This window comes from Cronobacter turicensis (genome assembly GCF_041222865.1).
Classification (GTDB): domain Bacteria; phylum Pseudomonadota; class Gammaproteobacteria; order Enterobacterales; family Enterobacteriaceae; genus Cronobacter; species Cronobacter turicensis.
The window spans coordinates 1,245,447-1,272,186 of the sequence record NZ_CP165997.1 but is presented as its reverse complement, the minus strand read 5'-3'; the positions used below and the strand labels follow the sequence as shown (position 1 = coordinate 1,272,186).

At 58.2% G+C, this 26,740-nt stretch carries 25 protein-coding genes, 1 tRNA gene and 2 pseudogenes; 9 read left to right on the top strand and 19 right to left on the bottom strand.

What is annotated here, in order from left to right:
• Positions 1-194: 194 nt before the first annotated feature.
• From fadJ to AB8W27_RS06135, 3 genes are all read right to left on the bottom strand, one after another.
• On the bottom strand, positions 195-2,348 hold the full coding sequence (fadJ, locus tag AB8W27_RS06145; protein WP_015741968.1) for a fatty acid oxidation complex subunit alpha FadJ: 2,154 nt from the start codon (positions 2,346-2,348) through the stop codon (positions 195-197).
• Positions 2,348-3,658, bottom strand: a complete 1,311-nt coding sequence (gene fadI, locus AB8W27_RS06140) for an acetyl-CoA C-acyltransferase FadI (RefSeq protein WP_041923779.1) — start codon at positions 3,656-3,658, stop codon at positions 2,348-2,350. The genes fadJ and fadI overlap by 1 nt, the downstream gene beginning before the upstream one ends.
• Before the next feature lie 167 nt (positions 3,659-3,825).
• Entirely contained in the window at positions 3,826-4,110 is a 285-nt protein-coding gene (locus AB8W27_RS06135; RefSeq protein ID WP_007762938.1) for a YfcZ/YiiS family protein, read from the bottom strand.
• A gap of 358 nt (positions 4,111-4,468) precedes the next feature.
• Here AB8W27_RS06135 and fadL point away from each other — a divergent pair, with 358 nt between their 5' ends.
• A complete protein-coding gene (gene fadL / locus AB8W27_RS06130) occupies positions 4,469-5,788 on the top strand; it encodes a long-chain fatty acid transporter FadL (protein ID WP_282913985.1) in 1,320 nt (439 codons plus the stop codon).
• A gap of 124 nt (positions 5,789-5,912) precedes the next feature.
• On the opposite strand, the gene mlaA is transcribed toward fadL, so the two are convergent.
• The 10 genes from mlaA to ccmA are packed head-to-tail and all read right to left on the bottom strand — an operon-like array spanning position 5,913 to position 13,555.
• Positions 5,913-6,668, bottom strand: a complete 756-nt coding sequence (gene mlaA / locus AB8W27_RS06125) for a phospholipid-binding lipoprotein MlaA (protein WP_007762943.1) — start codon at positions 6,666-6,668, stop codon at positions 5,913-5,915.
• A gap of 23 nt (positions 6,669-6,691) precedes the next feature.
• The gene (ccmI, locus tag AB8W27_RS06120) at positions 6,692-7,891 is read right to left on the bottom strand and encodes a c-type cytochrome biogenesis protein CcmI (protein WP_041923780.1); all 1,200 of its coding nucleotides are present in this window, start codon (positions 7,889-7,891) and stop codon (positions 6,692-6,694) included.
• Positions 7,888-8,349, bottom strand: a complete 462-nt coding sequence (locus tag AB8W27_RS06115; RefSeq protein WP_041923781.1) for a cytochrome c-type biogenesis protein — start codon at positions 8,347-8,349, stop codon at positions 7,888-7,890. The genes ccmI and AB8W27_RS06115 overlap by 4 nt, the downstream gene beginning before the upstream one ends.
• On the bottom strand, positions 8,346-8,903 hold the full coding sequence (locus tag AB8W27_RS06110; protein WP_041923782.1) for a DsbE family thiol:disulfide interchange protein: 558 nt from the start codon (positions 8,901-8,903) through the stop codon (positions 8,346-8,348). Before AB8W27_RS06110 ends, AB8W27_RS06115 begins: the two co-directional genes overlap by 4 nt.
• Positions 8,900-10,849, bottom strand: coding sequence for a heme lyase CcmF/NrfE family subunit (locus tag AB8W27_RS06105; RefSeq protein ID WP_015741975.1), 1,950 nt, complete (start codon positions 10,847-10,849; stop codon positions 8,900-8,902). Before AB8W27_RS06105 ends, AB8W27_RS06110 begins: the two co-directional genes overlap by 4 nt.
• Entirely contained in the window at positions 10,846-11,325 is a 480-nt protein-coding gene (gene ccmE / locus AB8W27_RS06100; RefSeq protein ID WP_015741976.1) for a cytochrome c maturation protein CcmE, read from the bottom strand. The genes AB8W27_RS06105 and ccmE overlap by 4 nt, the downstream gene beginning before the upstream one ends.
• Positions 11,322-11,516, bottom strand: coding sequence for a heme exporter protein CcmD (ccmD, locus tag AB8W27_RS06095; RefSeq protein ID WP_015741977.1), 195 nt, complete (start codon positions 11,514-11,516; stop codon positions 11,322-11,324). Before ccmD ends, ccmE begins: the two co-directional genes overlap by 4 nt.
• Positions 11,513-12,244, bottom strand: coding sequence for a heme ABC transporter permease (locus AB8W27_RS06090; RefSeq protein ID WP_015741978.1), 732 nt, complete (start codon positions 12,242-12,244; stop codon positions 11,513-11,515). The genes ccmD and AB8W27_RS06090 overlap by 4 nt, the downstream gene beginning before the upstream one ends.
• Before the next feature lie 40 nt (positions 12,245-12,284).
• Entirely contained in the window at positions 12,285-12,944 is a 660-nt protein-coding gene (ccmB, locus tag AB8W27_RS06085) for a heme exporter protein CcmB (RefSeq protein ID WP_041923783.1), read from the bottom strand.
• Entirely contained in the window at positions 12,941-13,555 is a 615-nt protein-coding gene (gene ccmA, locus AB8W27_RS06080) for a cytochrome c biogenesis heme-transporting ATPase CcmA (protein WP_041923784.1), read from the bottom strand. The genes ccmB and ccmA overlap by 4 nt, the downstream gene beginning before the upstream one ends.
• A gap of 198 nt (positions 13,556-13,753) precedes the next feature.
• On the opposite strand from ccmA, the gene AB8W27_RS06075 reads away from it, so the two are divergent.
• A complete protein-coding gene (locus AB8W27_RS06075) occupies positions 13,754-14,704 on the top strand; it encodes a formate/nitrite transporter family protein (RefSeq protein ID WP_007762967.1) in 951 nt (316 codons plus the stop codon).
• 76 nt (positions 14,705-14,780) lie between these two features.
• A tRNA-Arg gene (locus AB8W27_RS06070) sits at positions 14,781-14,855 on the top strand.
• Between the two features lie 346 nt (positions 14,856-15,201).
• On the opposite strand, the pseudogene AB8W27_RS06065 reads toward AB8W27_RS06070, so the two are convergent.
• A pseudogene (locus tag AB8W27_RS06065) lies at positions 15,202-16,213 on the bottom strand (transposase).
• Between the two features lie 448 nt (positions 16,214-16,661).
• On the opposite strand from AB8W27_RS06065, the gene AB8W27_RS06060 reads away from it, so the two are divergent.
• The 3 genes from AB8W27_RS06060 to aqpZ all read left to right on the top strand — a co-directional run bounded on the left by AB8W27_RS06060 (position 16,662) and on the right by aqpZ (position 19,238).
• The gene (locus tag AB8W27_RS06060; protein WP_015741985.1) at positions 16,662-17,144 is read left to right on the top strand and encodes a DUF523 domain-containing protein; all 483 of its coding nucleotides are present in this window, start codon (positions 16,662-16,664) and stop codon (positions 17,142-17,144) included.
• A 406-nt stretch (positions 17,145-17,550) separates the two neighbouring features.
• A complete protein-coding gene (locus tag AB8W27_RS06055) occupies positions 17,551-18,168 on the top strand; it encodes a hypothetical protein (protein ID WP_282899110.1) in 618 nt (205 codons plus the stop codon).
• A 368-nt stretch (positions 18,169-18,536) separates the two neighbouring features.
• Complete coding sequence (aqpZ, locus tag AB8W27_RS06050; RefSeq protein ID WP_282913988.1) at positions 18,537-19,238, top strand: aquaporin Z; 702 nt, start codon at positions 18,537-18,539, stop codon at positions 19,236-19,238.
• A gap of 137 nt (positions 19,239-19,375) precedes the next feature.
• Here the strand turns inward: aqpZ and AB8W27_RS06045 are convergent, their stop codons facing one another.
• From AB8W27_RS06045 to budA, 3 genes and pseudogenes are all read right to left on the bottom strand, one after another.
• Positions 19,376-20,146, bottom strand: coding sequence for a (S)-acetoin forming diacetyl reductase (locus tag AB8W27_RS06045; protein WP_041923787.1), 771 nt, complete (start codon positions 20,144-20,146; stop codon positions 19,376-19,378).
• A gap of 20 nt (positions 20,147-20,166) precedes the next feature.
• Positions 20,167-21,846 carry an acetolactate synthase AlsS gene (gene alsS, locus AB8W27_RS06040; RefSeq protein ID WP_105580624.1) on the bottom strand — a complete coding sequence of 560 codons (1,680 nt, stop codon included), beginning with the start codon at positions 21,844-21,846 and terminating at the stop codon, positions 20,167-20,169.
• Between the two features lie 21 nt (positions 21,847-21,867).
• Positions 21,868-22,646 (bottom strand): annotated as a pseudogene (gene budA, locus AB8W27_RS06035) (acetolactate decarboxylase).
• Between the two features lie 106 nt (positions 22,647-22,752).
• Here budA and AB8W27_RS06030 point away from each other — a divergent pair.
• Together AB8W27_RS06030 and AB8W27_RS06025 are read left to right on the top strand one after the other, a co-directional pair.
• Positions 22,753-23,625, top strand: coding sequence for a LysR family transcriptional regulator (locus AB8W27_RS06030; RefSeq protein WP_015741993.1), 873 nt, complete (start codon positions 22,753-22,755; stop codon positions 23,623-23,625).
• A gap of 93 nt (positions 23,626-23,718) precedes the next feature.
• A complete protein-coding gene (locus AB8W27_RS06025) occupies positions 23,719-24,687 on the top strand; it encodes a magnesium and cobalt transport protein CorA (protein WP_015741994.1) in 969 nt (322 codons plus the stop codon).
• Here the strand turns inward: AB8W27_RS06025 and AB8W27_RS06020 are convergent.
• The gene (locus AB8W27_RS06020; protein WP_015741995.1) at positions 24,665-25,021 is read right to left on the bottom strand and encodes a cupin domain-containing protein; all 357 of its coding nucleotides are present in this window, start codon (positions 25,019-25,021) and stop codon (positions 24,665-24,667) included. The two genes, AB8W27_RS06025 and AB8W27_RS06020, sit on opposite strands and share 23 nt — an antisense overlap.
• A 359-nt stretch (positions 25,022-25,380) precedes the next feature.
• Here AB8W27_RS06020 and ypdK point away from each other — a divergent pair, with 359 nt between their 5' ends.
• On the top strand, positions 25,381-25,437 hold the full coding sequence (gene ypdK / locus AB8W27_RS06015; RefSeq protein WP_097566156.1) for a membrane protein YpdK: 57 nt from the start codon (positions 25,381-25,383) through the stop codon (positions 25,435-25,437).
• A gap of 46 nt (positions 25,438-25,483) precedes the next feature.
• On the opposite strand, the gene alaC is transcribed toward ypdK, so the two are convergent.
• Entirely contained in the window at positions 25,484-26,725 is a 1,242-nt protein-coding gene (gene alaC / locus AB8W27_RS06010; RefSeq protein ID WP_015741996.1) for an alanine transaminase, read from the bottom strand.
• Positions 26,726-26,740 lie beyond the last annotated feature (15 nt).

The following is a 26,740-nucleotide window of genomic DNA, read 5'->3' as shown; positions in this document are numbered from 1 at the left end:
TTGTTGACCAGAAGCGCCAGCGAAGCCTTGAAAAAAGCAATGCGCTTTTTAAGGGTATCGTCTGGCGGTCGGGCATTGTGCCTGATCCGTACTTCGAATGAAACGCTGTTTTTTACCTTATTGACGTAAGTATAGTCAATCACTGTTTACAAATTAGCCAGCGCTGCGTTTTCGAAGCCAGGAACTACGCTATATCAGACCGTCAGTTCAGCCTGCGGGTTCCCCGCGTGCCAAAATGTTTGCCCGGTCTGCGCCATGCGCAACAGCCTGTCGCACGGGGTAAAACGGTCTCCGTAACGGGTGGAAAGACGAGTGAGCGTCGCCACCACTGCCGCCGCGCCGAGCGTATCCATATAACGGAACGGGCCGCCAAGAAACGGCGGAAAACCGATGCCAAACACCGCGCCGATATCGCCGTCGCGCGCCGAGCGCACCACGCCTTCATCCAGACACCGCGCCGCCTCGTTAAGCATCATCATGACGCAGCGCTCGGCTATCTCCTCGCCGCTCAGTTTCCCACCCGGTTTGACGCCAATAAGCCCGTAAACCGCAGGGTCAGCCTGCTTGTTGCTTTTACGCCCTTTCGCCGGATAAAGATAGAAACCGCGGCCATTTTTTCTGCCTTTGCGATCGTCATTCAAAATTGCTGCAACGGCGTCTCCCGGCGCGCTGAATCGTGGCCCGTAAGCGCGCTCCAGCACCGGCATAATTTTAGTGCCGACATCAATCCCGACTTCATCCAACAGCTGGATCGGGCCGACCGGAAAGCCCCTTTTGACCAGCGCCTCGTCGATTTTCTCAATGCTCTCCCCTTCCATCAGGCAGCGCATCGCCTCATTAATGTAGGGCGCCAGAATACGGTTAACGTAGAACCCGGCGCAGTCGGCTACCACAATCGGCGTTTTGCCCTGCTTTTTGGCAAGCTGCACGGTGGTGGCAATGGTTTCCGCGCTGGTGCCCGCGTGCGGGATAACTTCTACCAGCGGCATTTTATCCACCGGGCTGAAGTAATGTAGGCCAATGACCTGCTCCGGGCGCGCGGCGCCTGCGGCGATATCGCCGATAGGCAGCGACGAGGTATTAGAGGCGAAAATCGTGTGCGGCGCGGTATGCGCTTCGATTTCCGCCACCATGTTTTGCTTGAGCGTTAACTCTTCGAAAACCGCTTCCACAACAATATCGCGCTGATGGAACCCTCGATAATCGGTGCTGGCGGAGATAAGCGCCATTTGGGCGTCGCGTTCGCTGGCGCGCAGATGACGGCGGCGCACTTTTTTCTCAAGCAGATCCCAGCTGTATTTCAGGGCGTGGTTAATGCCCTTTTCGCTAATGTCTTTGATACGCACCGGCAGCCGGGCTTTGGTGGCGGTGACATACGCAATCCCGCCGCCCATCAGCCCGCCGCCCAGTACGCCGACCGAATGCAGCGCGCGCGGGGCGGCCTCGCTGCCGGTCTCTTTTTTAAGTTCGGTGGTGGCGAAGAACAGCCCTCGCAGCGCGGCGGATTCCGGCGTCATCGCCAGTTCGCCAAAGGCGCGGGCCTCTGCCTGATAACCGCTGGCGCTGCCCTGCTCAAGCCCGGTGCGCACCACGTCGATAATGCGCTGCGCCGCCGGGTAGTTGCCGTGGGTTTTCTGGTGCGTTTTCTGCGTCACCATGCGAAACAGCAGCGCGCGGCCAAGCGGGCCGGCGAGCACGCGCTCGCGCACCGGCAGGCGGCGCGGCGCAGGACGGCGCTTTTTCGCCAGTTCGGCAGCGGCTTCCAGCAGAATAGACTGCGGCACCACATCATCCACCAGCCCGGCTTTCAGCGCCTGACGCGGCCTCAGCTGTTTGCCTGCCAGGATCATCTCAAGCGCGGTGCTGACCCCCACCAGACGCGGCAGTCGCTGCGTACCGCCGGAGCCTGGCAGCAGCCCCAGTTGGACTTCCGGCAGCCCAAGCTGCGTTTTCGCATCGTCGGTACAGATGCGGCTGTGGCAGGCGAGCGCGAGCTCCAGCCCGCCGCCGAGACAGGCGCCGTGAATGGCCGCGACTACATGCACCGGCAGCGCGCGGATCTCCGCCATGATCTGCTGCCCCTGGCTTGCCAGCGCTTCGGCCTCCTGCGCGCTCTGGCAGTGCGCAATCATGTTGATATCCGCCCCGGCGATAAAGTTATCCGGCTTGGCGGAGATAAACACTACGCCCGCGAGATCGCGGTTGTCGCGAAGCGTTTTCACGATGGCGCGCACGTCGCGGGCAAATTCCGCTTTCAGCGTGTTCATTTTCTCGCCCGGTACGTCGATGGTCACCACCGCCACGTTGTCCGGGCGCATCTGTAAATCAAATGCGGATGTCGATTCCATTATTCGGCCTCCAGTACCATTGCCGCGCCAAGCCCGCCCGCCGCACACGCGGTGACCAGCCCGAAACCGCCGCCGCGGCGGCGCAGTTCATTAAGCGTCTGGGTGATCATTCGCGCGCCGGTCGCCGCGAACGGGTGCCCGTAGGCGATAGATCCGCCGAGCACGTTAAATTTGCTTTCATCCACCTCGCCGGTGGCCTGGCTGCGGCCCAGCACCTCGCGGGCGAAGCGGTCGCTTGCCAGCAGCTTCAGGTTGGCGAGCGTTTGCGAGGCGAACGCCTCATGCATATCAATAAGCGTGAGATCGGCCATCGTCAGTCCGGCGCGCTCCAGCGCCAGCGGCGTCGACCAGGCCGGGCCCAGCAGCATATCCTGCCAGACATCCACCGCCGTAAAGGCGTAGCTGCGCAGGTAGCCGAGCGGCGTCAGGCCGAGTTCGCGGGCGCGGGATTCCGTCATCAGAATCACCGCTGCCGCGCCATCGGTGAGCGGCGTGCTGTTGGCGGCGGTCACGGTGCCATGTTTACGGTCGAACGCCGGACGCAGTTTCGTGTAATCGGCCAGCGACGAGTTTTTACGGATGTTGTTATCTTCACTGAGCGGCTCGCGGTATGGCGGCGTGTAAGCGGTCATCACTTCTTCACGCAATTTGCCCTCCGCCCACGCCTGGGCCGCCAGCTGGTGCGAGCGATGCGCCAGCGCGTCCTGTTGTTCGCGGGTGATGCCATGCGTTTTCGCCATCTGCTCGGCGGTATCGCCCATGCGAAGCCCGGTGGAATATTCCGCCACGGCGGGCGGTACCGGCAGCAGATCGCGCAAACGCAGGCGCGAGAAAAGTTTCAGTCGCTGCCCGGCAGTGCGGGCTTTGTTCGCATCCACCAGCGTGCGCGCCAGTTTTTTACTGACGCCTATCGGCAGTACGGAGGAAGAATCGGCCCCGCCGGCGATCCCGGCGCGAATAGTGCCCGCCATCAGGCTTTCTGCGACGTTCGCCACCGCCTGAAAACTGGTGGCGCAGGCGCGGCTGACGCTGTAGGCGTCGGTATGGACGCTCATGCCGGTGCCAAGCACAATTTCGCGCGCGATGTTTGGCGCCTCCGGCATTTGCACCACCTGACCGAAGACGAGCTGTTCAATCACGTCAGGCGGAATTTCGCTGCGGGCCAGCAGTTCGCCGACCACCATTTTACCGAGATCGACCGCCGGAACGCCGTGGTACGCCGTCGCCTGACGGGCGAAAGGCGTGCGCAATCCACTGACAATGGCAATGCGATCCCCCTGACGGGTGACCAGCGGTAGTGCCTGACTCATAACGTTCCCCTGTAAAAGGCTAAAAATGTATTAAGTGGTCTGACCTGATAACAGTTTTAACCAGAATTTTACATTCAGCCAATCACATAAAGGAAAAATTGCGAGGCAAAACACGAATTACGTAACAAGAAATGCGCCCCGGCGAGACCGGGGCGTAAGCGGCAGGATTAACGCAGGCTCAACTGGAAAATAACGGTTTCGGCCTGGCAGGCGAAAACAAAATCGATGTCCAGACGCACGCCGTCGGCTTCTTCAGTAAAGCGCGGGGTTATCTGGCATGGCTCGGACTCGACTTCACGCGCTCTGGCGGTGAGTGCCGCCAGGGTGGCGTCGGCGTCGGCGCGGTTTGCGAATACGCGGCTGTAAGAGGCGACGCAGTCGGTGTTATCTATAATGGTGCCAACATCAATACAGCAGCAAACCGGGGTTTCATCAGCACTGCATTTGGTCATGGTGATTTCCTCTGTATTTACTGAAAAGGGATACGTCTATTTTACGCCCCGACCCGAGACCTCTCTACCTGTTCTTCCGGTTTGCGCCCATAAGTGACCGAAATCACACTTAAAAATGATCTAACGCAATAATCACCAGATTGATGAATTGTCGCACCCCGAAATTTTGCTAAACGGATCGCGTTTCTTAGATCACAATTGAAAAAACTTATAAACATACTTGCAACATCTCTGCTGGTCGGACCTATACTCTCGCCACTGGTCTGATTTCCCTGCCGTACCTCAGACCCTACACTCCGCGCTCCTGTTACGTCACGTAACATTATTTGAATAAAAATAAATGGATGAGGTTATGGTCATGCGCCAGAAAACCCTGTTTACCAAATCTGCTTTAGCAGTCGCAGTGGCAATCGTGTCTTCTCAGGCCTGGTCCGCAGGTTTCCAGTTAAACGAATTCTCTGCCTCCGGTCTGGGCCGCGCCTATTCCGGTGAAGGCGCTATGGCGGATGACGCAGGCAACGTCAGCCGTAACCCGGCGCTGATTACCATGTTTGATCGCCCGACTTTCTCCGGCGGGGCGATTTTCGTCGACCCGGATGTGAATGTGTCTGGTCAATCCCGTACGGGCCGCAGCCTGGACGCCGATAACATCGCGCCGACCGCCTGGGTGCCGAACCTGCACTTTGTCGCGCCGATTAACGAGCAGTTTGGCTGGGGCGCGTCCGTCACCTCCAACTACGGTCTCGCCACCGAATATAACAATGGCTACACCGCAGGTTCCGTCGGCGGCAAAACCGACCTCGAAACGCTGAACCTGAACCTCAGCGGCGCGTATCGCCTCGATGACCACTGGAGCTTCGGTGTAGGCTTCGACGCTGTGTATGCGCGCGCCAAAATCGAGCGTTATGCGGGCGACCTGGGCCCCATCCTTGCAGGCTCTGGCCGTGTCCCGCCTGCGTTAGCTCCGACCGTTGCAGGTATTCCCGCTGATACGCAAATCTCCTATCTGAAAGGCGACGAGTGGGGCTTTGGCTGGAACGCCGGTATTCTTTATGAGCTGGATAAGAACAACCGCTACGGCTTTACTTACCGCTCTGAAGTGAAAATCGACTTTGACGGCGACTATAAAAGCAGCCTCCCGGGCGCCTTTAACCCGCTGTTAAGCCAATTTGGTCTGTTCGGTACGGGCGGAGAAACCATCCCGGGCTCGCTGACCCTGAACCTGCCTGAAATGTGGGAAATCTCTGGTTATAACCGTATCGCGCCGCAGTGGGCCGTTCACTATAGCCTGACCTACACCAGCTGGAGCCAGTTCCAGGAGCTGAAAGCGACCAATAACAACGGCGACACGCTGTTTAAGAAAGAAGAGAAATACCGGGACGCGTACCGCATCGCCCTCGGCACCACCTATTATATGGACGACAACTGGACCTTCCGTACCGGTATCGCCTTTGATGACAGCCCGGTGCCAGAGCAGCAGCGCTCCATCTCTATTCCTGACCAGGACCGTCTCTGGCTGAGCGCCGGTACAACTTACGCCTTCAATGAAGACGCCTCTGTGGATGCCGGTGTGTCTTATATGCACGGCCAGCACGTTGAATTCACCGAAGGCCCGTACACCTTCAAATCTGAAGGTAAAGCCTGGCTGTATGGCGTGAACTTTAACTACCGTTTCTGATAGAAATATCACGACAAAGGCGAGCTGCGGCTCGCCTTTTTATTGCGCCTTATCGTTCAGAAATAAAAAAGCGAGCCCCGGCCCGCTTTTTTTATTTGTCCTAAGAATGAACGTTTCCGGCGTTTTATTCCGAATCGATATCCTTGAGATCCCCTTCAATCGCCTGCGCGTTGGGGTTTTCATTCGGCTTGAGCTTACCGCCGTTGGCGATAAAGTCGTGACGCTGGAAATAGGCCTCACGCACCAGGATGTAAGGATCGGAGGACTGGCGCAGCAGGCCGTCGGAATCCAGCAGCTGAGCGCGCGACTCCACGCCTTCTACCGCCCATTTACCGAGCGACAGCGGCCAGGTCAGCCAGGAGAGCACCGGATACGTGGTGTCCGCCATATCGCCGACATCCTCACGCAACGTAAAGCTGCCGTAGAACGGCAGTTGCACATACGGCCCGTAACCGACGCCATAAGTGCCAAGCGTACTGCCGAAACGGTGCGGCTCTTCGCGCTGCAGTTTCGGGTTCGCCATACCGGCCACGTCGATAAAACCACCCATCCCCAGCAGGGTATTCAGGAAGAAACGGGTGAAGTGCACCATCCCCTGGTAGGGGTCGCCCTGGATGAATTTATTGAGCATCGAGGCAGGTTCTTCCAGGTTGCTGGTGAAATTGCCCAGCCCGTTGCGTGCCGGTTGCGGCACGTAGTCGCGCCAGGCGACAGCCACCGGGCGCAGCACATAAGGGTCAACCACGTCATAGTTAAAAGTAAACATGGTGCGGTTGAACCCTTCTAAGGGGTCGGAACGCCCTTGCTGCGGCTCTGACGAACTGGCGCAGCCCACTAAAAGCGTGGCCGCCAGCGCAAGCCCGGTAAGGCGAAAGTTCATAGCAGTCTCCCTGTAAATGGTAACTAACCCGCTCCTGATGGCGAAGGCGCAACCAGGACGTCCACCGGCGAAGCCGGGTTGAGCGTGGTGAAACGGCGCTCGCCTGTCCAGTCTCCGGGTTGCACGGCCGCGTTGCCGTCCCGGGAAATATGCACCTTCACAATGCCCTGCGTGACATGCTCAAGCCCCCGTTCAGGGAGCATCGCGTCAGCGTCATCAAGCATTATTGTCAGCGGAAAATGGCCCAGCGGCAATTTTTTCACCAACACGGGCACGCCGGATACGCCATCCGTCACGCTGATAAAGAGTATCCCTTTATCCGGCAAGGCTTTATTCGAAACGGGTGAGAGCGTGATTTTAACAGCCAGTCTGGCGTTGTCCATGCCGCTGTCCACCCTCGCCTGCGCAATGCCGCGCATCACGGCCGTCCGGCGCGCATCGTCCGGCGGCAGGCGCGTCAGCATCGCCTGCCAGATGGCGATCGCCTCCGGATAGCGCTGCTGGCGAAACGCGCTGAAGGCGAGCAGCCCCTGCGCACGCAGATTATCCGGCGCCTGCGCCGCGACTGTTTTAAGCATTTGCTCGCCGAGGCGGTTATCGTCCGGCTGCGCCGAGCGCGCCAACACTTCAGCATAGTCGAGCCGCGCTTCGGTGCTTTGCGAATTGAGCTGCCAGGCGCGTTTAAATGCCTCTGTGGCGGTATCGGCGTTATTCAGCACCATACCGATGCGCCCCAGCATCGCCCAGCCCGCGGCGTTGCGTGGTTCTTCCTGCAAACGCGTGCGCAGCCCAAGCCCGAGGCGCGTCAGTTCATCCACCGTGAGCGGCGCCGCGTGCGGGTCCATTACGCGCGCCACCAGTGAAGGCGTCTCGCGCGCCGCCGCCTGCCAGGCATTCACCTGTTTAAGGCTATGCGTCGCCATGAACAGCCCGCCGCTCACCGCGACGACCAGCAGCACGCCCGCCAGCAGCGCGCCATAACCGGTATGACTCGTTTTCTGCCCGCGCGGCTCGGGGATATCCGCCAGCAGGCTGTGCTGCAATTCCACCACCAGCGCCTCCCGGGCTTCGGGCGGTTCATCGTTAAGCTCCCGCAGGCGCGAATAATAGAGTGTGCGGTTCAGCGCATCGCGGCTGAGCGCGCGCTGGTCGCGCCACGGGTAAAGCACCAGCGCCGCAACGCCCGCCAGCAGGACGACGATAACTATGATTAACGCGCTCACGGGCGTTTTCCTTCTTCATTCAGCAGCGCGCGCAGCCGCTCCTGTTCGTCTTCATCAAGCGCGAGAGGCTCCCGGCGGGTGCGACGCGTGCGCGCCACCAGCACGGCAACGCCGCCTGCCGCAAACAGTGCGGGCAGCAGCCAGAGCAGTATCGTGCCAGGCGTGACGGGCGGATCGTAGGTCACGAAATTCCCGTAGCGCGCCACCATATACGCCACAATTTGCTCGCGGCTCTGCCCCTGTTGCAGCAGTTCATAGACCTTCTGGCGCATATCGGCCGCGATCATCGAACCGGAATCGGCAATGCTGTTGTTCTGGCACTTCGGGCAGCGCAGCGCGCCGGTCAGCTCGCGGAACTGCTGCTCCTGCGCCTCATTGTGAAAAGGGTACGCCTCGATGGCGGCAAAAACATGACACGTCAGCAGCAGACCGGCCAACAGGCTTAACAGGCGTTTCACGGCTCGACCTCCTGGTTGAGCGCATCCCACAGCGGTTTGACGTCCTGACGCCAGACCTGGTCATTCAGATCGCCCGCGTGGCGATAGCGAATCACGCCACGCCCGTCGATAACAAACGTCTCCGGCGCGCCATAAACGCCCAGATCCAGCCCCAGCATCCCGCTGCCGTCAAACAGGCTCAGCGCGTAAGGGTTGCCAAGCGTATTGAGCCACGCCACGGCTTTGGCGCGATCGTCTTTATAGTTAAGCCCGACGATTCTTACGCCCTTCGCGGCCAGTCCGTTGAGAAACTGATGTTCGGCGCGGCACGTCGGGCACCACGTCGCCCAGACGTTAAGCAGTAGCGGCTTACCATTCACAAGCGCGGCGCGATCGTAGGTCACGCTCGGGTCATCAAGCGCGGCGAGCCGGAACGCGGGCAGCGGCTTGCCCACCAGCGTGGACTCCAGCAGAGACGGATCATCGCCCGCCGCGTTGCGCGTCAGTTGCCAGAACAGCACGGCGGCAAGCAGGAGAAACAGCGCCAGCGGGATCAGTAAAATGCGGCGTCTCATGCAGCCTCCTGCGCTTTTTTCAGCCGGTAACGCGGGTCAAGCATACAAAGCAGCCCGCCGAGCGCCATCAGCAGCCCGCCATACCAGATCCAGCGAACAAACGGTTTGTAATAGAGCCGCACCGCCCAGCTGCCGTCGTCGAGTGCTTCGCCGAGCGCCGCGTAGAGATCGCGCGTCAGCCCGCCGTCGATGGCGGCTTCGGTCATCACCACACGGTTGCTGTTATAGGCGCGCTTTTCGGCGCGCAGCGTCGCCTCGGGTTTACCGTCGCGCAGCACATCGATAATGCCCACCGCGCCGCGCCAGTTCGGTCCCTGCGCGTCGCGCACCTCGCGGAACACAAAGCGGTAATGGTGAATATCGACGCTGTCGCCCGCCGTCATGCGCACGTCGCGCTCCACGCTGTAGTTCTGGCTGAAAGCGATGCCAGTGACCGTCACGGCAAGCCCCACGTGCCCGAGCGTCATGCCCCACTGGCTGCGACTTAATTTCCACAGCCCGCGCCACAGACTATAGCGGTGCGTGGCGCGATCAATCAGCTCCATCAGCGTTAACACCAGCACCCAGACCGCCATCATCAGCCCGGCGACCGTCATCGCTTTGACGCTGTCCTGCAAAAGCCAGGGCAGGATCAGCGAGGCCGCGAGCGTGACCACCAACGCCGTCAGCAGACGACGGCGCAGCTTCTGCGGCTCATCACGCCGCCAGCGCACCAGCGGCCCGACGCCGAGCAGCAGCGCGAACGGCGCCATCAGCGCGCAAAACAGCACATTAAAAAACGGCGCGCCGACGGAAATCGACCCCAGCCCCAGCGCCTTATGCACCAGCGGCAGCAGCGTGCCGAGCAGCACCACCAGCATGGCGGTGATCAGCAGAATATTGTTGCCGAGCAGAAAGCTCTCACGCGACCAGAGCGCATTGCCCACCCGCGCCCTGACGCTGCCGCCTTTTACGGCATACAGCAGCAGCGAGCCGCCGATGACAATCACCAGCAGCGCCAGAATAAACATGCCGCGCGCCGGATCGGAGGCGAACGCGTGCACGGACACCAGCACGCCGGAGCGCACCAGGAATGTGCCGAGCAGGCAGAGCGAAAAGGCGGTGATGGCGAGCAGCACCGTCCAGGCGCGGAAGCTGCCGCGTTTTTCGGTGACCGCCAGCGAGTGCATCAGCGCCGTGCCCGCCAGCCACGGCATCAGCGACGCGTTTTCGACCGGGTCCCAGAACCACCAGCCGCCCCAGCCCAGTTCGTAATAGGCCCAGGCGGAGCCGAGCACGATGCCGATGGTCAGAAACACCCATGCCGCCTGCGTCCACGGGCGCGACCAGCGCGCCCAGGCGGTGTCGAGCCGCCCCGTTAAGAGCGACGCCACGGCAAAGGCGAACGCGACCGAAAACCCGACATAGCCCATATACAGCAGCGGCGGATGAAAAATCAGCCCGATATCCTGAAGCAGCGGGTTGAGATCGCGCCCTTCAATCGGAAATTCCGGCAGCGTGCGGGTGAAGGGGTTTGAGGTCAGCAGAATAAAGAGCAGGAAGCAGAAATTAATCCCGCCCATCACTGACAGCACGCGGGCGATCGCCTCCTGCGGCATCCCGCGGCTGAAGATAGCCACTGCAAACGTCCACGCGCCCATCAACAGCACCCACAGCAGCAGCGATCCTTCATGCGCGCCCCAGGTCGCCGCCACGCGATACCAGACCGGCAACTCGGTGTTGGAATTGCTCGCCACATAGAGCACCGTGAAATCATTCACCACAAAGGCGTGCACGAGGATCAAGAACGCGCCCAGCAAGCAGGCAAAGAGCGCACAGGCGAGCGGGCGCGCCAGCGCCATCAGGCGCGGCGCCTGACGCATCGCGCCCCACTGCGGCCAGAGCGTGAGCAGCAGCGCCAGCCCGGCGGCGAGGCACAGCAAGAAGTTACCGATTTCCGGCATCATGGGCGGTTATCCTTATACGCCGCTGCCGGGCGCGAGTGGTTGACGTCCATCGCCGCTTTCACCTCCGGCGGCGTATAGTTTTCGTCATGCTTCGCCAGCACTTCGCGGGCGTGAATGCGCTGATCTTCGCCCAGCACGCCTTGCGCCACCACGCCCTGCCCTTCACGAAACAGATCGGGCAGAATGCCGTCGTAATCGACATCCACCACGCCGCGCGCGTCATAGAGCCGGAAGCTCACCTTCAGGCTCTGGCTGTCGCGCTTCACACTCCCTGGCATCACCATGCCGCCGACGCGCAGACGCTGGCCCGGCTCCGGCTTCTCCTGCGCAGCGCCTTTGCCGTAGAGGATTTCGCCCGGCGTATAGAAAAGATCGATATTGGCGCGCAGCGCATAGAGCACCAGCGCAAGCGTCAGCCCGAGGCCCGCCAGCACGGCGAGCGCGACCCACAGGCGCGTTTTACGACGTGAGTTCATCGCGACACCTCCGCGCCCTGGCGCCGGCGCTCGCGCGCCTGACGTTTCGCGATCTCCCGGCGTAGCGCGCGACGTGCGAAACATGTATGCGCTATCAGCAGCGCCAGCGGAATGATGGTCATCGCCGCCGCCAGCCAGACGTAAAAGGCGTAGCCGCCCATCAGGAAAAACGTGGTCAGCGCGGCGGTCATGATTTTTTCTCCAGCACTGCCGCCACCCACGGGCGATGGCGATCCTGAAGCAGCAGCAAATTGCCGAGGCGCATCAGCGTGAGCGTGACAAACAGGCACAGAAAACCGGCGAGATTCCAGCGCAGCGGCGCGCGCATGCTCGGGTCGATGCTCTGTTGCATATCGGTGGAGCCCTGATGCAGCGTGTTCCACCACTCCACCGAGTAGTGAATAATGGGCAGGTTCACCACGCCCACCAGCACCAGTACGCCCGCGGCGCGGCCCGCGAGGCGGCGGTCGTCAAAGGCGTGCCAGAGGGCGATCACTCCCGCGTATAAAAACAGCAGCACCAGCTCGGAGGTAAGCCGCGCATCCCAGATCCACCAGGTGCCCCACATCGGTTTACCCCAGGCGGAGCCGGTCGTCAGTGCAATAAAGGTATAGACCGCGCCTACCGGCGCCATCGCCATCACGCCAAGATCGGCCGCCCGGTTCTGCCACACCAGCCCGATAAACGCCGCGATCGCCATTGAGGCGTAAATGCCCATCGATCCCATCGCCGCCGGGACGTGCAGATACATGATGCGGTAGCTGTCGCCCTGCTGGTAGTCGGGCGGCGCGAAGACAAACCCCCAGACGCAGCCCGTCGCGAGCAGGACTGCGCTCAGCCACGCGAACCACGGCGTCAGCCGTCGGCAAAGCCCGTAGAGCCGCTCAGGCCGGGCCCAGGGGTGTAAGAATTTCCACATGTTGTTGCTCACATAAACGTTATCGCCCGCACGCGCGGGCCTACTGAATACTGATACGCAGCGCCGCTGCGGTGGCAAACGGCAAGAGCGTGACGCTTCCCGTCAAAAACGCGCCGGCGATCGCGAAAAAGCCGCCGACCGGAAGCTGCATCATGGCGGCGTCCACCGCGGCGGTGGAGAAAATCAGCAGCGGGATCGCCAGCGGCAGAATAATCAGGCTCAGCAGTATGCCGCCGCGCCGCAGCCCGGCCGTCAGGGCCGCGCCCAGCGCACCGAGAAAGCTCAGCGTCGGCGTGCCGAGCAACAGCGTCAACATCAGCGTCAGCGCCGCATGTCCGTTCAATCCCATCAGCAGCGCCGCCAGCGGCGAGAGCACCACCAGCGGCAGCCCGGTCGCCACCCAGTGAGCGGTCACTTTCGCGATAACCACCACCGGCAGCGGCGTTGGCAGCAGCATCAGTTGTTCGAGCGCGCCATCGCGCGCGTCGTCGCGAAACAGCCGGTCCATCGCCAGCAGCGAGGCGAGCAGCGCCGCCACCCACACCACGCCCGGCGCGATGCGCGCGAGCAGTTGTGGCTCCGGGCCTGCGCCGAGCGCGAACAATACAATCACCACCAGAAAGAACCACAGCGGGTTAAGGAGCTCCGCACGATGACGCGCGGCAAGGCGCAGCTCGCGGCGAATAATGCGGCCCATCATGCGGCGGGCTCCGGCGTCAGGGTTAACGTGCGATGCGCGACGTTAAGCGCCAGCGGCTGGTGAGTGGTGACTACCACCGCCCCGCCGCGTGCCGCGTGCGCCTCCAGACGCGCCGTCAGCCTCGCCACGCCGGCGGCATCAAGCGCCGTCAGCGGTTCATCCAGCACCCACAGCGACGCGTCGCTGAGCCACAGACGCGCCAGCGCCACGCGGCGCTGCTGGCCTTCTGAGAGCTGCTCAACCGGCAGATCTTCATAGCCGCCAAGCCCGATGGCGGCGAGCGCCTGCCAGCGCGCCTCGCGACGGGTGTGCGGGTGATAAAACGCGAGATTTTCATCGGCGGTAAGCGCCGCTTTGATGCCCGGCAGATGGCCGAGCCACAGGAGTTCCTGATGAAAGGCTGAACGCGTGTGCGCCAGCGGTTCGCCGCGCCAGCAGATATCGCCCTCTTCCGGGCGCGCCAGCCCCACCAGCAGGCGCAGCAGTGAGGTTTTCCCGGCCCCGTTCGCGCCGGTCACGTGCACGATATCTCCCGGCGACACGCGAAACGAGAGCGCGCGAAACAGCAGCCGCTCATCGCGTATGCAGGCAAGATTCCGGGCTTCTAACATGGGGCGGCTCCTTTCAGGCGAGTCGGGAATAGTACCACAGGGGAATGACGCGGCCACCTCACGCGCCGCACAGGTGGCGAAACCCCGTGCGATAGCGCGCGAAATCGCCACCGCGCAGGCCGAATTGTCTGTTTTTCCGGATAACAGCCGCCGACGCGCTACGCTTAACGAAGCCCCCTAACCTGACAGGAACCCCATATGGACAAAATCGGCGAGGAAAAAATCGACGACGCGGATGAGCTGGAAGTCGAGAGCGAAGAGAAAAAGAGCGGCGAAGAGATAGAAGTGGATGAAGAGGCGCTGCCGTCGCGCGCGATGGCGATCCACGAGCATATTCGCCAGGACGGCGAGAAAGAGATGGAGCGCGACGCGATGGCGTTGTTCTGGTCGGCCATCGCCGCCGGGCTGTCGATGGGCGCGTCGCTGCTGGCCAAAGGGATTTTCCATGTGCACCTGGAAGGCATTCCCGGCGGATTTTTACTGGAAAGTCTCGGCTACACCTTTGGTTTTATTATCGTCATCATGGCGCGCCAGCAACTCTTTACCGAGAACACCGTCACGGCGGTGCTGCCGGTGATGCAGAACCCGACCGGCACCAATATGCTGCTGTTGCTGCGGCTCTGGGGCGTGGTGCTGCTCGGGAATATCGTCGGCACCGGCCTTGCGGCGCTGGCGTTTGAGTTTATGCCGATTTTTGATGAGGCGACGCGCGACGCGTTTGTGACCATCGGCACGGAAGTGATGCACAACTCGCCTGGCGAGATGTTCGCTAACGCGATTATCTCCGGCTGGATCATCGCGACCATGGTGTGGATGTTCCCGTCTGCGGGTGCGGCGAAGATTGTGGTGATTATCCTGATGACCTGGCTTATCGCGCTCGGCAACACAACGCATATCGTGGTCGGCACCGTCGAGATCCTGTACCTCGTGTTTAACGGCACTATCCACTGGAGCGAATTCTTCTGGCCGTTCGCCCTGCCGACGCTTGCGGGCAACATCATCGGCGGTACGTTTATCTTCGCGCTGTTAAGCCATGCGCAGATCCGTAACGACATGAGCAATAAGAAGAAATCAGAAGAGAAAGCGCGCCTGAAAAAAGAACAGGAAGCGCGTGAAAACGAAAGCGGGCGCGGCTCACAAAAACGCTGACGATGGCGATTGTTTAACCGAACAGGCGGCTAAGCCCTTAACGGCGGTGTAAAAATCGGTATACTGACGCCGCCTCGTCCCCTTAGTTAAATGGATATAACGAGCCCCTCCTAAGGGCTAGTTGCAGGTTCGATTCCTGCAGGGGACGCCAAATGCCAGTCTCTTAACGTATCTCAAATTCTACTTTATGCATTCTATTCAGTAATTTATTTCAGCCCCATAGTCCACCTGTGTCTCTAGTAGTCCCACAAAATCCACAGTGTCATGTTGTTACAATTGTTGGTATGTTTGGTTCGATAATGCAGATACCATCAGCCGAGGATTTTACTATGCCGCCCACTGAGTTAAAGGTAAGAAATGCGAAGGCTGCTGCGAAGCCCTTTAAAATGACAGACGGTAATTGAGCTGCCCCCAGTATTAGATACAACCGCCAGTTAGTAATGTCGGTTTGTGACCCTACTCCCGAATATGCTCCAGCCATAATCAGGGATACCAGCTTAAGTCTGACTGCATATTCTAGTAACCAGCAGATTCTCGGCAATGTCGGAAGTGGTCATCCATCCCAGTGCAGAATGGTGATGCTTTTGGTTATAGTGTATGCGCCAGGCCTTGATTTTGCACCGTGGCATTGTCCGTAGGTGTTCCCGGTCGAGAGAAGTCTATACGGCTCCCTTGTTCATACCCCCATTTGTCCAGTATTTTTCCTGAAAATTCTGAGCCGTTATCGTTTTTCAGCAAGTGGGTAAAGGACGTTTGAGCGCAATGGTGTTCATCATCTCTGCAACCTCCGTTGAGCGCAGATTCTGGACCACGCAATTCCACCAAGCATTTACATGTGTAGATGTCAGCAGATGTAACCGACGCCTGTTAAATAAGACGTCAAAGGCAAAGTCCATACCCCAGACATGATGCGGATACCGTCCATGAAGCTGAGGCTGTCGACGCTGTGCCGAATTATTCCGGCGTGGGTGTTTGAGACGCGGGGACAGACCCTGCTCGCTGTAGAGTCGATAAATGCGTTTGTGATTATCTCGCCAGACCTCCCGCCTGAGCATGACGTGAACCCGGTGATAGCCATAGTGGATCCGGGTTTCGGTGCTCTCCCTGATACGAAGTCGTCTGCCGCCACAGAACGATAGCGGAAAGAGCTGCAGCTGACCTGTAATGCAAAACAGACCTGCCTCTCGCTGGCCCCATAGCGTACCTGCAGGCTCCGGCCCCATTCGCGCAGAAGCGCCAGCATCAGTTCTTTTTTGCCAGCACATCCTGGAGCATGGTTTTGTCGAGACTGAGATCGGCAATCAGCTTCTTCAGCCTAAGATTCTCTTCCTCAAGCTGCCGCATGTGCTTTAATTCAGAAGGAGAAATCCCACCATATTTCTTGCGCCATGTATAGAACGTGGCATCAGAAATTTCCAGCTTACGACAGACCTCCGGCACGGACATCCCCAGTTCGGCCTGCTTCGGGGCAAAAACGATCTGCTCTTCGGTGAATCGTGACTTTTTCATCGGCACCACCTCCGTTTAGGGAGTGTAGATGCTTCAATGCTGGCAGCAGCAGCCTCAGTGCTGCAGCATTACGCCCGGTAACTATTACCCTGCACAATACGGCTGGCATCCGCGAGACCAATACCAGTGGTCGCCCCGTAATTAATATATTTTTACCTGCAAACCGTGACATCTGACTTTCCCCTGTAATTAACCGACGATGCGTAGAGTCTGATTCTGGTGCTGGACTGGCGAGTAAAAGTTTTTTCCCGGTGTTTTCAAAAAAAGACACTGAAATCCGGCCATTCTTTTTGTGGCTGCGGTGTGGCGCCTTGCAGCTGAATAGTGGTGCGACTGCCCCGGACGTCCCTAAACTTTCCATAATCTAAATAGTTGCTGCCAAAGGCATTTTTATGTAAAAAAGAAGCTGATATCATTTAAGTATCATTAGACCTGATGTCCAATTACGATGATAAATAAAATACTGGTAAGTGCCTGTCTGATGGGATTTAAAGTGCGCTATGACGGGAGCGAAAAAGCACAGATGATCGATCAGCTGCGGCGTTGGCAGAAAGAGCAGCGTCTCGTGATCCACTGTCCTGAACTGGCTGCGGGTTTACCCACTCCACGCCCTCCGGCTGAGATTGTTTCTGGTGATAATAAAACTCAGGACAGAATAATTGAAATTACAGGAAAAGATGTAACAGAGCACTATCAGCTTGGCGCCTGGCTGGCGCTACGCACGGCGCAGGATACGGGCTGTACCGCTGCGCTGTTAACGGACGGCAGCCCAACATGCGGTAGCCAGTTTATCTATGACGGTTCATTTAGTGGCCGGCGCAAGTCAGGTATGGGCGTCGCAGCATCGCTACTCTCTGCACATGGTATAGCCGTTTTTTCTGAGAATAACCTCGCCGATTTAATTGCATGGATTGATGAGAAAGAACGCTGAATATATTCTCGTGAAGATACAAAAAGGAATCAGGGCTTATCTGCTATTTTCGTCAGCCTTTATGCGCTGGAGGCTATCGCTTTCCTCTCTGCCTGTTAAGATTTGAAAGCATCCCGCTCTGCCTGCATTTCTTTAAATTCTTTGACATATAAGGCCGATAAGGGGTTATCATCAACCGCCAGAGGATTGTCAATCGGGAGAGATTATCCGCTATAAATTTCAGCCAGGGCAACATTATCCCATGCAATCTGCAAATTTTAAACGATAAATACGATTTATGAAGCTATCACTCTCTCGCGAAAATACCGGCTGGCCTGACGCATCACTTAAAACGCGACAAAACATATGATTACCTGTGTCGCCTCATGTAGTATTATCTTATTGTTACCCTGACCTGTATAAAACAATGTGCACTTATTCTTTCTATTTTTATCGTTACACACCTTTAGCAGTACATTATTCTTGCAGGTTAACCAAAAATGAAACGCCCCTGGAATTAAAAAACAAACTGATTGATGGCCTGATTCTTTATCTTAAACAAGGTCATATAGACCCATGGTATATCAATTGTGATTGTGAAGATGAAGGTTCAGAAGAGGCCGATCATTATCTACGTAAGCTCGATGTGATTGATGCAGAAGTATCAGCGTATTTCAGAAAGAAAATAGTAGAATCGACGTTTATACAAAATGGACTGTTTAAATCCTTTTGTCTGGATAGACTGCTTCTGTCAGATAAATACAGACCCTACGCAATTAATTACTTGTGTGAAAACCATTCAGCGTTATCTTTATATCCATTAAAAGCGGCAATGTTTTATTTTATCTGCGCTAAGAATGATCCTTTGAATGATAACGATATCCCTGCCGGACTCATCTCAGCACTGAAAAATCGTTATAAAAAAATCACAAAAGAAAACGAGGCGCCACGTCATCAGGAGTTGTCAGCCTGTGAGACATTTTCAGATTTTGAATTATGTGAGCTGAACACCGAATATGAGGCGTTCTGTAAAACGTATCCTTAATAGTTAGCACCAAGAGAATAAATTCATCTTAGAAACTAAATATATCAGCCAAACTTACCGGAACGTTCAAGCTCACCAACAACATGTTCGTTTTGAGTAGACGCGAGAGGTCGCCCGCCTTAACAGCGTCTGCCATCCATAATGTCCTGTGTAAATTTAATATAGCCTGCTGATTTATACATAAACCCAACGACACCCTAACAGCACGCTCATTTAACCTCAATTTAATCACATAAAACATCATCTCTACACAAGTCTTAATATTTTTGTCCAGAATAAGAACAACGCGAGATTCTGTTATTAATTTTAAACGCTATGATGTTCCGCCGTTAAATAAACAGTTATTGGTAATAATACAAATAAGGAACATTCATATGTTGAGAAAAGGTGCGGCTGAGTTTTTCGGCACATTCTGGCTGGTATTTGGTGGCTGCGGGAGCGCTGTGCTGGCTGCGGCTTATCCCGAACTGGGCATTGGTTTTACAGGGGTTGCGCTGGCGTTTGGTCTGACTGTCCTGACAATGGCGTATGCCGTAGGGCATATTTCCGGCGGACATTTTAACCCGGCCGTCACGTTAGGCCTCTGGGCGGGTGGTCGCATTACCTTTTGGGATGTGATTCCTTACATCATTTCCCAGGTCATCGGCGGTATTGCCGCGGCAGGCGTACTGTATGCGATAGCGAGCGGCAAACCGGGCTTTGACGCCGTCGCCAGCGGCTTTGCCGCCAACGGCTATGGCGAACATTCGCCGGATGGTTATAGCCTCTCGGCAGCCATCCTGACTGAACTGGTGCTGACGGCGTTCTTCCTGCTGATTATCCACGGCGCAACGGATAAAAACGCGCCAGCGAAATTTGCGCCGCTGGCGATTGGTCTCGCCCTGACGCTGATTCATCTGATCAGCATTCCCGTTACTAATACCTCGGTGAACCCGGCAAGAAGCACCGCAGTCGCTATTTTCCAGGGCGGCTGGGCTTTACAGCAACTGTGGGTTTTCTGGGTAGTCCCGATGGTGGGCGGCGTAGTGGGCGGCCTGATTTATCGCTTTCTGTTGCAGAGCAAAGACTGATTAACGTCATTTGTAGCGGGTATGTACGGCGTTAACTGGCACCTGAGGCATCTCAGTCCTGTTTTACATCCCCATAAAAAAACCCACCGCAGAAACGGTGGGTTTTCGGACATGCCGAAAAAGGTAGATGATAAGGATTAACTAAATACCATACCGCCGTCGATCAGCAGTGACTGGCCGGTCATGTAGTCGGAGTCCGGGCCTGCCAGGAACGAAACGCAGGCGGCGACATCTTCCGGCTCGGAGAGGCGGCCAAGCGTGATGCGTTTGGCGAACGCTTCGGTGCCGTAGCCGAGCGGTTTGCCGGCGGCTTCGGAGATCTGACGGTCGATTTCAGCCCACATTGGCGTTTTCACAATGCCCGGGCAGAAGCCATTTACGGTGATGCCGAGCGGCGCTAAATCGCGCGCGGCGGTCTGGGTCAGCCCGCGCACCGCGAATTTACTGGAGCTGTACACAGCCAGCTCCGGGTTGCCGACGTGGCCCGCCTGCGAACAGGCGTTGATAATTTTCCCGCCATGCCCTTCGGCTTTGAACGCTTCAATCGCCGCCTGCATGCCCCAGATAACGCCTTTGACGTTGATGTTGTAGACCCTGTCGATAACGTCTTCGGTGATCGTCTCAATCGGCGTTGACGGCGCGATCCCGGCGTTGTTGACGATAACGTCGAAGCCGCCGAGCGCTTTGCGGGTCTGTTCTACGGCTGCGAACACCTGGTCGCGCTTCGAGACATCCACGGTCACCGCCACGGCGCTGCCGCCCTGCTCGTTAATCTCCTGCGCCACGGCATTGGCCGTTTCGGCGTTGTAATCGGCAATCGCGACCGCAAAACCGTCTTTGACCAGTCGGAGGGCGATGGCTTTACCAATCCCCTGCCCTGCGCCGGTAACCAGTGCTACTTTTTTCATAATCCGTTCCTTTTGGTAAGTCAGAGAATCTGGCTGAGATGGAGCTGGCCCATCAGCAGCGGGTTATCGCTGTAGTCCACCGGAATGGCGACGACCGCCGGCCCGTCGACATCCATCGCGGCGCGCAGTGTCGGCTCCAGCGCCTCGGCGCTTTCCACCGCGAACCCGGCAGCGCCGAACGCTTCGGCGTAAACCTTGAAATCCACCGGCCCGAAGCTCACGCCCGAGAGCCGCTGGTATTTTTTCTCTTCCTGAATCGCCACCATATTGTAGGCGTTATCCACCCAGATGATGTGTAACACATTGGCTTTCAGGCGCACCGCGGTTTCCAGCTCCATGCTCGATTGCAGGAAACCGCCGTCGCCGGAGACCGACACCACTTTGCGCGAAGGCTCCACCAGCCATGCGCCGATGGCCCACGGCAGCGCCACGCCCATGGTCTGCTGACCGTTTGAAATCATCACCTGACGGGCGCGGAAGCTGTAGAGATAGCGCGCAATCCAGATGTGGAAGCTGCCCATATCCACGGTGAGCGTCACATCGTTGTTGATGATGTCCTGCATGGCCCGCACGATGCGCAGCGGATGCAGCGCGAACTGGTTTAATTGCGCCCCCCGGCGCGCCAGCAGCTCGCGCTGATTCTGGCGGTCGATAAGGATCTCTGAGGCCCGGTCGCTTAACACCAGCGGCTGTTCGATACGCCCGGCCAGTTTTTCCAGCGTGCCGGCGATATCCCCCACCAGCTCGATTTCCGGCGCGTAGTGGCTCTCTTCATAGGCTGGCAGCACGTCGATGTGCACCAGCGTCGCGTTACCGCGATTCCACATGGCGGGTTCATATTCCACCGGGCTGTAGCCGATGCAGATGATGAGATCTGCCAGATGCAGCAGTCGGTCGCCCGCCTGGTTGTTGAAAAGCCCGACGCGGCCCGCAAAGCGCGTGAAATGCTCCTGATTCACCGCGCCCGCCGCCTGGTAGGTACTGGTGACCGGAATATGGCTTTTCTCCAGCAGTCGGTGCAGCGCGCGGCTGTTCTCCGTCTGGCTCGCCATCAGGCCCAGCAGAATGACCGGGTTTTTGGCGTTGCGAATGAGCCCGGCCACATGATCGATAGCGGCATCCGGCGCAGGCCCCACCTGCGGCGCGTTGCCCGCAGGCAGAATGTTGCCCTGGGCGGGCTGATCGACGATATCCTGCGGCAGGCTCACGAAGGCGCTGCCCGGTCTGCCATGCTCCGCCACGCGAAAGGCGTTGGAAACCACTTCCGCGATAGCGTCTGAGGACGAGACCTCTACGGAATATTTCGTTACCGGGCTGAACATCGCCACGGTATCCATGCTTTGATGCACCTGGCGCGCTTTATCCGCGCGACGCACCGCCCCGCCGAGCGCGACCACCGGGTCGCCTTCGCTGTTGGCGGTCGCCATGCCGGTGATGAGGTTGCTGCACCCCGGCCCGGAGGTAACCAGCGCCACCCCGGCTTTGCCGGTGATACGCCCGACGGCGGCGGCCATGAACGCCGCATTCGCCTCGTGACGCACCGGGATAATCTGGATAGTGGAATCCAGCAGGGAATCGAAGACCTTATCGATCTTCGCGCCGGGAATGCCGAAGACCTGTTTTACGCCCTGGGCTTCAAGCTGGCCGACCACCATGTCGGCGCCGTGCGCCCACTGGCGCATCCGGTTTTCGTTATCCATGATATTTCCCCTTTCAGACTGTTAGTTTTCAACCGAGCGGATGGCCGCATCGAGGTTGTCGGGATGCAGATTGGCGTTGAGGAACGCCGGGTCCGTCGGCAAATCGATCATCAGCTTGTGGATCTCCCCGAAGGTAAGAACGCCGTTCTCCAGCTGGTAGTCGAGCAGGTGCCCGCCCCCTGACGATCGTCGGTGATGAAATGTTCGTGGTAGCCCGCGACGTTGATGCCCTGCATATGCTGCGGCGTGCGGAACCCCACGAGGACGCCGTCGCGGCCGTCGAAGCGGAACACCGGCTGGTCGTCCAGCACGTCGGTCATCGCGCGATACGGCGGCGTCTGGCGCGGCACCGTGCGGGTGTGGGCATGGCGGAAGTGGCCGTCGATGCGCAACGCGCAGAAGATGTTGTCGGACGGCACCTGGCGGTCTATCACGTCATGGATCTGCTGGCGGCTCATCGGCCGGTCGAAGCGCTGACGGTAATGCGGTTTAAACCAGGTCATTACCGCGAACGGCGTTTTCTGGTCGGGCTGCGCTTCACGGGCGCTGCCGTCGGCGCGCAGCTGGTGAACTTCATGGCTGAAGGCGATGAGTTCGCCGTCGAGTTCGTTAAAGGTGCCGAGGCCAAAATCGCCTTTGGTCAGGAGATCCGCGATGGTGGTATTGCCTTCATAAACCCCACTGAGCAGAGCGCTCATCATGGATGTTTGATATATCACACATTCTGTATCTTTATCCCGTAGCGCCCGCACGGTTTCCAGCAAGCTTTGCTCGCAAGAACAATCGGTTGCATGGCTCATTGCACTGATCCTCACTCATATTCCGTAAGAAAGATTAATCAAATGTTGACGCGATTCAGCGCAGGGTTCCAATATAGAAAGCATCCCGGTTTGAGTCGTATTTGATATGGAACTTCGATATTTGCGTTATTTCGTGGCGGTAGCCCAGACGCGGCACTTCACCCGTGCCGCTGAATTACTGGGTATTTCTCAGCCGCCGCTCAGTCAACAGATCCAGCGTCTTGAGCGCGAAGTGGGCACGCCGCTGCTGCGCCGTCTGACGCGCGGCGTGGAGCTTACCGAGGCCGGCGAGGCCTTTTATCAGGACGCCTGCCAGATACTGGCGCTTAGCGACGCGGCGCTGGAGAAAACGCGCGGCATTGCCCGTGGCGTCAACGGCACGCTCTCGATAGGCATCAGCAGCTCTAACGCGTTTCATCCGCATATCTTTTCGCTGCTGCATGAATTTCAGCACCGTTACCCGGCTATTACGCTGCTGCAACAGGAGGCCAATATGGCCTCGCTGATGCACGATCTGGAAGAAGGCTTGCTGGACGCCGCGTTTGTCCGCCTGCCGTGCGAGAGCAGCAAAGCGTTTAACCTGCGCCTGATTGATATAGAGCCGATGGTGGCGGCGCTCCACCGCAGCCATCCGCTGAGCGGGCGTGATGAAGTGGCGCTGAGCGAACTGGCCGGCACGCCGCTTATTCTTTTCCCACACGAGGTGGCGCCTGGGCTGTATGAGCTGGTGTTTAACGCCTGCCTGCGCGCGGGTCTGACGCCTGCGGACAGCCAGCAGGCTTCGCAGCTCTCTTCCTCGCTCAGCATGGTGGCGGCGGGGTTCGGCTTCACGCTGGTGCCGGTCTCAATGCAGTGCATCGGGCATCCGGAGGTGACATTCCACCGGCTCAGCGATCAGACGCTGAAAACCGATATCGCGCTGGCCTGGCGTAAATTCGAACGCTCGCCGTCGGTGCGTCGGCTGGTGGAAATGTTTTAAGCGCCAGAATCGGCTGAATTGTTGCGAAAAAGAGGAAGCCCGCGCCCACGCTGTTTATAGTTACCCGATAAGCGTACCGCCAGGGATGAAAAAATGATTGTTAACAGCATGGTGTACCGGCGCGACAAGAAGCCGGAAGTGATTAACCTCGAAGATATCAGCGAGGCGATTGAAGATCCGGACGCCTTTATCTGGCTGGGGCTCTGGCAGCCCGATGCGCCGTTTATGCATATCATTCAGCAGGAATTCGGCCTGCACGAGCTCGCGATTGAAGATGCCCTTACCGCCCATCAGCGCCCGAAAATCGAACAGTATGGCGAATCGCTGTTTATGGTGGTGAAAACCGCGTGGATGAACCGTCAGGAGCAGATAGAGTTTGGTGAAACGCATCTGTTTATCGGGAAAAACTTTCTGATAACGGTGCGCCACGGTGCCTCGGAAAGTTATGCGCCTATCCGTGCCCGCGCCGAGGAAAAACCCGACATGCTGGCGATTGGGCCGGGCTACGCGCTCTACTGCCTGCTCGATTTTATCGTCGATAACTATCTGGAAATCACCTCTTCGCTCACCAGCCGCATCGGCGAGATGGAAGATACGATGTTCCGCACCGAGTTTGACAAGCAGGCGGTGCAGCAGGTCTATACGCTGCGTCGCCAGTTGCTGGCGATTCGTAACGCCGCGCTGCCGGTCGATGAGATCTGCAACCAGCTGATTCGCCTGCATGAAGATATCGTGCCGAAGACGCTGCGCCCCTACCTGCGCGACGTACAGGATCACGCGCATCATGTGGTCATGGACGCGGAAGATATGCGTGAGATGCTGACCAGCGCCATGCATGTGAACCTGGCGCTGGTTACCGTTCAGCAGAACGAGGTGGTGAAAAAGCTCGCGGGCTGGGGGGCAATCCTGGTGGTGCCGACCGTTATCTTCAGTATGTACGGCATGAACTTTGAAAATATGCCGGAGATACGCTCGGCGTTCGGGTATCCGGTGACCATCGGCGGCACCATCGCCATCTGTTATCTGCTTTACTGGAAGCTTAAACGCTCGGGCTGGTTGTGAGATCCACCCGGTCGCCGCGCGTGGTCGGCTGGGAGATAACCAAAAACTCCACCGCCTCTGGCGCGTCGTTGCGCGCCTGATGCGGCGCCTGCGGCGGGATTTCTATCGCTTCGCCAGGCGCAAGCGTTACGCGCTCGCCGTTCAGCTCCATCGTCAGCACGCCGCTCAGCACAAAAAAGCACTGGCGCGACTGCTCATGGTAGTGGCGCTGCTCGGCGCGCCCGCCGGGCATCCGCTCATGGATAACGCTCAGACCCTGGCTTTTTACCAGATGCCAGCCGTCGCAGTCGCCGCCCCACAAATAATGTTCCGCATTCGCCTTGCTGATTTTCATACGCGCTCCTGTTTTTCAAAACGCCACAATCCCGATAAACGAGGCTGCTGACAAGCTCCAGAAATTTGGAATTACGCACCGTGATTAATTTATTTTTTATTGTTTTTTAAGGAAAAATGGTGAGTGAAAAAATTTCCGGCCCCTGTGCCGCGCGTCGCTTGTCACCTCTGAAATAAAGGATTACATTAGCGCCCGCTGACGTCATTTGACGCGCTCGATTTCCAGAGAGCGGTAGCCGCCGATGGGGAATAGTCCCAAAGTGAATCGGCTGCGGCTTCATCTCTCTATACTGTGACCTTGCGTATTGATTCAGGCATGTTTTCAGGCATGCGGAGCGATGTAACGTGAAATATTTCTTTATGGGCGTATCGGTGATTTTACTGTTGTGGGCCGGCACGTTCGCCCTGATGATTTAGTAAAACACCTGAGTAAAAAAAACAGGAGCCACTGGCTCCTGTTTTTTTATTCGGCGTCCTGCGCCGCGGCGTTCTTCGTACCTGCCGGTAGCAGCCCGTCGGCCCGGAACATCGCTTTTATCCCGCGCACCGCCTGGCGGATGCGATCGCGGTTTTCAATCAGCGCGAAGCGCACGTGGGTATCGCCGTAGTCGCCAAAACCAATCCCCGGCGAGACGCAGACTTTCGCGTCCTGAAGCAGCTTTTTGGCAAACTCCAGCGAGCCCATCGCCGCGTAAGGCTCCGGGATTTTCGCCCAGACGTACATCGACGCTTTCGGGCATTCCACCATCCAGCCCGCCTCGTGCAGCCCTTTCACCAGCACGTCGCGGCGGCGTTTATACTGTTCGGCGATATCGCGCACGCACTGCTGATCCCCTTCCAGCGCGGCGATGGCCGCCACCTGGAGCGGCGTAAAGGTGCCGTAGTCGTGATAGCTTTTGATGCGAGCCAGCGCGCTGACCAGTTCCTGATTGCCCACCATAAAGCCGATGCGCCAGCCTGCCATGTTGTAGCTTTTGGAGAGCGTGAAGAACTCAACCGCCACGTCGCGCGCGCCCGGCACCTGCATGATGGACGGCGCTTTCCAGCCGTCATAGACGATATCGGCGTAAGCCAGATCGTGCACCACCAGCACGTCATAACGCTTCGCCAGCGCCACCACTTTTTCGAAAAACGCCAGCTCCACGCACTGCGCCGTCGGGTTCGACGGAAAACCTAAAATCATCATTTTCGGCTTCGGGTAGCTTTCGCGGATCGCGCGTTCCAGCTCGTTGAAGAAATCCACGCCCTCCACCAGCGGCACCGAGCGCACCTGCGCGCCAGCGATAACCGCGCCGTAGATGTGGATCGGATAGCTCGGGTTCGGCACCAGCACCGTGTCGCCGTGATCGAGCGTGGCGAGCATCAGGTGCGCCAGCCCCTCTTTCGACCCGATGGTGACAATGGCTTCGGTTTCCGGATCGATCTCAACCTCGTAACGCTCCTGATACCAGCGCGAAATGGCGCGGCGCAGACGCGGAATACCGCGCGAGGTGGAGTAACCGTGCGTGTCCGGGCGCTGGGCCACGGTGCAAAGTTTTTCGACGATATGCGGCGGCGTGGGGCCGTCCGGGTTGCCCATGCTGAAATCGATAATATCTTCGCCGCGCCGACGCGCAGCCATTTTCAGCTCAGCAGTGATGTTAAAAACGTAAGGGGGAAGGCGTTCGATACGCGAAAAACGGCGTTTAGGACTGAAATCAGCCATAGGTTCCTCGAAGTG